Genomic DNA, 4877 nt, shown 5'->3' on the forward strand with positions numbered 1-4877 from the left:
GCCCGCACCACCAGCCACAGGGTGCCGGCCATGCACAGCGCGCCCAGCAGCGAGAACTGCAACATCGGGAAGCTCAGCTCGGCGCCGTCAGCCGGCAGGTAGTGCTGGGCGCTGCCGGTGTTGGAGACTGGGGCCCGGGCCGCCCGCAGCAGGTAGGGCAGCCAGGTAGTGGATCCGATGGCGGCCGCGATGACGGCGATGACGGCCAGCCGGCGCAGCGGGTCCACCGCCGCTTTAAGCCCGCATTGCCGCCACCGTGACCCGGCCAGCAGGCCCGCCATCAGCGTGACCGTGAACGCGCTGTAGGCGACCAGCAGTGTGTACCAGGTGGCGGCGAAGCCGAGGAAGACGCCGGCTCCGACTACCGCGGCCCAGCCGGCCCGCTTTGGCGCGACGGTGAAGCTGGCTTCACCTTCGGGCGCGAGCGTGAGCGCAGCTTCACGCTCGCGCCCGGCGGCGCGCAGACCAGACCAGGTCAACACCAGCACGGGCGGCAGCAGCACGGTGATCATCGCGGCGTACGGCTCCGGTGAGCTGTAGGCCAGCGTCACCGCCGTCGTTGCGACGGTGACCAGTACCGCGTACTCGAAGCGGGTTAGCTGCCACCAGAGCACCAACGCGACCGCTACCGCGATGGTGATTGAGGTGATCGCCCACGGTTTGAACATCTCCCACGCGGGTGTGCCGGTCAGCGCGGCGGCGCGACCGCCGATCCAGAACCAGCCGGGCGGGTAGAACGGCGGTAGTCCGCGGTAGGTCATGTCCTGCAGGGCGGGGCTGTCGGTGAGCCGGGTCAGGTATTCGGTGCGGAATTGCTGGTCGACGGAAATACCGAACAGGTACAGCTTGGTGGCGCCCAGGGGCATGCCCAGCGTGACGACGGTGAAGGCGGACACGAACACCAGCCCGCCCAGCTGGGCCAGCCGGCGAAACCGCCCTGACCGGTACATCCAGCCAACGCCAAGGAGCCCGGCCAGACAGCCGACCTGGCCGACGGTGGTCAGTGCATGCAGTTGGTTGGAGCTCGGGAAGGCCGGCCATTCCACCCGCGAAATAGCGTTCAGCGCTACCACCGTCACCATGACGGCGACTAGTGCCGCCGCGGCCATCTGGCCCAGGGTGGCCAGCGCGTTGCGCATGCTCAGATGGGCAGCTTGCGGAAGATGCTCCGCGGGATGTGTCGTAACACCATCATCACGTAGCGGAATGCTGCTGGCGCCCAAACCAATTCCTTACCTTTTGCGGCGGCGGTCACCGCGAGGTTGGCAACGTACTCCTTATCGACCGTCAGCGGGGCTTCCTTGATATGCGCACTCATTCGCGTACGTACTTGGCCCGGCCGAATTACCAGTACCCGAACCCCATACTCGCGCAAAGCTTCTGACAATCCGAGATAGAACCCGTCTAGACCCGCCTTGGTGGAGCCGTAGACGAAGTTGGACCGTCGCACCCGTTCACCGGCCACCGTGCTCATCGCGATGATCTGACCGAAGCCCTGCGCGCGTAACTTCTCGCCCAGCAGCACGCCCACCGAAACTGCTGCGGTGTAGTTAATCTCAGCGATCTGCACGGCCTTGCGCTGGTTCTGCCATAGTTCTTCGGCATCGCCGAGCAAACCGAACGCGACTATGGCGACGTCGATATCGCCGCCCGCGAAGGCCTGCTCAATCACTTTCGGGTGGCTTTCGGTGGCTACCGCGTCGAAGTTGATCAGCTCCACCGACCGCGCTCCGGCGGCCTTCATCGCGGTGACCGCGTCATCGCGGCCCGGATCGTCGGGCAGGCAGGCCAACATAATGCGCGCTGGGGCGTTGCGCAGATAGCGCGCGCAGATGGCCAGGCCGATTTCGGAAGTGCCGCCCAGTAGCAGGATGGATTGGGGGTTCCCCACGGCATCAAGAACCATTGCGCACCATTTAGAGCAGCTCCAAACGTCGGGCCATATCTGAGGCGAACACCCGCAGCGGGTCGACCTTGCGACGCACAGCAATCCATTCGTCGATGCGCGGATACATGGCATGAAAGGTTTCGGCGGTGGTGCGAGAATCCTTGGCGGTGTAGAGCCGGCCGCCGAATTCCAGTACGCGGCGATCCAGTTCGCTGACGAACCCGCCCAACCCGGCGTTAATCGGGAAGTCGACGCAGATGTTCCAGCCGGGGATGGGGAAACTTAGCGGTGCTTGGTTGCCGGGGCCGAACAACTTGAACACGTTGAGAAACGAGTAATGGCCGCTGGCCTGAATGTCGTGAATGATCTTCTTGAAGTCCTCGACGGCCTCGGTGGGAATCACGAACTGGTACTGCAGAAAGCCCGCCGGTCCGTAGGCGCGGTTCCACTCACCGAACATGTCCAGCGGGTGGTAGAACTGGGTCAGGTTTTGGACCTTACCGCGGTAGGTGCCGGACTTGCGATACCAGAGCTCGCCGATCGGCCCGAAGGTGAACTTGTTGGCCAGGCCGTTGGGGAAGATGTCGGGAAACGTAAGTAGTTGCGGCGCATCGAATTTCAGCGGGTTGCGCTGCAGCTTCTTGGGCAGCTGGTCGAGCCTGGCCAGCGAGCCGCGAGAGATGGCCGCGCGACCGAGTTTCGGAGGTGCGCTGATCGCGTCAAACCAAGCGGACGAGTAGGCGTAGTGGGCTTCGCTGCCGTCGCTGTGCAGGGCGATGGTTTCGTCCAGGTTGGCGGTGACATCACCATCGGCAATGAAGTACGCCGTTTCGGTCGGAGTCATTTCGATGGTCGCACGCACGATGATCCCGGTCAGGCCGTTGCCGCCGACGGTGGCCCAGAACAGTTCAGCGTCCTCCCCGGCCGGGGTAAGGCGGCGAGTCTGGCCGTCGGCGGTCAGCAGGTCCATCGACCGCACATGGTTGCCGAAGCTGCCCGCGCTGTGGTGGTTCTTACCGTGGATGTCGCAGGCGATCGCGCCGCCGACCGTGACTTGCCGGGTGCCAGGCAGTACTGGTACCCACAGCCCGAACGGCAATGCGGCTTTCATCAGCTGATCTAGGTTGACACCGCCGTCGACATCGGCCAGCTTGGTGTCGGCACTGATCGAGTGGATATGGTTCAGCGCGGACATGTCGACCACCAGTCCGCCGCCGTTTTGCGCATTGTCGCCGTAAGACCGGCCCAGACCGCGAGCGATCACGCCCCTGGTACCCGAGTCGGCGGCCCGCGCCACCGCCTTTGCGATCACCTCCGGGTCTGGGGTGCGCAGTACGTCTGCCACCGACGGCGCGGTGCGGCCCCACCCGGTTAGTCGGGTCGGCGTGGTGGCAACAGTGCTGGGCTCGGGAGTGCTGAACATCGTCAAAGAGGGTACCGCCTACTTCGGCGACGATGCGGGACGCTGGTGTCCCGTTGAGGAGCTGGACGGTCAGGTCGAGCGCACGGTGGTGGCTTCGATTGTGCGGTCTTGGCGAGTCTGAGCGCGCGTCGGCCGCCCTGCGCGCACGGTCAAAGCCGCAGGCGCACACTCGAAAAGCGTGATGCCGGCGGCGGGCTCAGCGGAGCCGGAAGATCACGGCGCGCTGCACGATGAAGTTGATCACTGTGGCGACGCCCTGCGCGATTACGAATGCGACCGGGATGGCCCACCCTCGATAGTGCAGAAGGGCAAGAACGAGGTGGTTGAGGCCGACTTGGACGGCGAAGGTAACCGCGTAGAGAGCCATGACCGCGGCAAACCGGGCCTTACTAGGTGATGCCTGAAAGGTCCACCGACGGTTGATCAGGTAGGCGGTGATAGTGCCGACCACGACGCTGATGAATTTGGACAGGTCAACTTGTAAACCCAGCCCCTGGTAGAGCGCCACATACAGGCTGAAGTCGACGATCGCCGCGAGAACGCCGGTCACGATGAAACGCATCATCTGAGTCGTTAGATGCAGGTGTTGCCGATGGTGCGGGCGCGGCAGCGCGGTATCTGGCTCGGGCGGGATCATCGGGGGAAGTCTAACGGGGCCGGCATCCGCCGCGGGCCGTCTGCACCCGGGCGGGAGTGTGCTAGCTGGGTAACTTCAACGCGATGAGCTCGACCTGACTCGGCCCCCGCGGCGTGGAGTAGGTGACCGTGTCGCCGGGTTTACAGCCCGCCAGGGCTTGCCCCAGGGGGCTGTGCGCGGTCAGAGTTTCGGCTTCGTGGCCCACCGGGTTTTCTTCGATGATGGAGATCACGTGCATGGTCACCACCTCACCGTCGGCGAACCGCAAGATCACCTCGGTACCGCCGGGCAACGTTTCCGACCCGGTGTCGCGGACCGGGCCGGCCTTCAGCCGCCGGTCGAGTTCACTGATTCGATCGCCCAGCACCGCCAACTCGTTGGCGCGCTGGATCGCCTCGGCCGCGTCGCCGTGATCGCCAATCATCCCGCGGTCATTCTTGACCTCGATCTCCAGGCGATCGCGTCGCTGCCGCAGCCTGGCCAGTTCGGCGACGAGGTGATCACGCGCCGCTTCCGCCAGCCCTGTTGATTGGACTTCCTTGCTCACGTCCGCTGACCTTTCGCCCGGGTTGCCCGTTGTTGCCGTTTGCCGATTCTTCATCGGATACGTGGCGCTTCAGTGTTACACCACCAGGAGCCAGCCGTCACTGATATTTGTCACGCGTTATGTCCGCGGATGCCGTTCGGCAGGGGCGCTCGTCATCTCCGCCTGACCAATCACGTTGTCATGCAACGCATCTTGCCCCCCGGTGGGCGGGCAGCGCTGAACGCGCGTCCTACCCGGGTGTGCCGCCAGTTCCAGCGGCGCCTGGGGTGCCAACACCGCCGACGGTCCCACCCGCACCCGCGGCACCGATCAGCGCGCTGCCGGATCCGGCGCTGCCGCCGCTGCCGCCGCTGCCTGCGGTTCCACCGGCGCCGCCACCACC

6 protein-coding genes are annotated in these 4877 nt (G+C 65.1%); 1 reads left to right on the plus strand and 5 read right to left on the minus strand.

Annotated features, from left to right (window positions below; translation table 11 throughout):
• From F0Q45_RS24270 to F0Q45_RS24280, 3 genes are all read right to left on the minus strand, one after another.
• A partial coding sequence (locus F0Q45_RS24270) for an arabinofuranosyltransferase (protein WP_188113134.1) occupies positions 1-1139 on the minus strand: 1139 nt, incomplete at its 3' end.
• 2 nt (positions 1140-1141) lie between these two features.
• A complete protein-coding gene (locus F0Q45_RS24275) occupies positions 1142-1906 on the minus strand; it encodes a decaprenylphospho-beta-D-erythro-pentofuranosid-2-ulose 2-reductase (protein WP_149656319.1) in 765 nt (254 codons plus the stop codon).
• 10 nt (positions 1907-1916) lie between these two features.
• On the minus strand, positions 1917-3311 hold the full coding sequence (locus F0Q45_RS24280; RefSeq protein WP_149656320.1) for an FAD-binding oxidoreductase: 1395 nt from the start codon (positions 3309-3311) through the stop codon (positions 1917-1919).
• On the opposite strand from F0Q45_RS24280, the gene F0Q45_RS28095 reads away from it, so the two are divergent.
• Entirely contained in the window at positions 3214-3432 is a 219-nt protein-coding gene (locus tag F0Q45_RS28095) for a hypothetical protein (RefSeq protein WP_188113136.1), read from the plus strand. The genes F0Q45_RS24280 and F0Q45_RS28095 overlap by 98 nt on opposite strands.
• 75 nt (positions 3433-3507) lie before the next feature.
• Here F0Q45_RS28095 and F0Q45_RS24285 read toward each other — a convergent pair whose 3' ends face one another.
• Positions 3508-3873 (minus strand): GtrA family protein, encoded by a 366-nt coding sequence (locus F0Q45_RS24285; protein WP_149656322.1) that lies wholly within the window; start codon positions 3871-3873, stop codon positions 3508-3510.
• 136 nt (positions 3874-4009) lie between these two features.
• The gene (locus F0Q45_RS24290) at positions 4010-4495 is read right to left on the minus strand and encodes a GreA/GreB family elongation factor (protein WP_149656321.1); all 486 of its coding nucleotides are present in this window, start codon (positions 4493-4495) and stop codon (positions 4010-4012) included.
• Positions 4496-4877: the final 382 nt, after the last annotated feature.

Origin of the sequence: Mycobacterium simiae (assembly GCF_008370645.1) — a bacterium.
In the GTDB taxonomy this organism is placed as follows: domain Bacteria; phylum Actinomycetota; class Actinomycetes; order Mycobacteriales; family Mycobacteriaceae; genus Mycobacterium; species Mycobacterium simiae_A.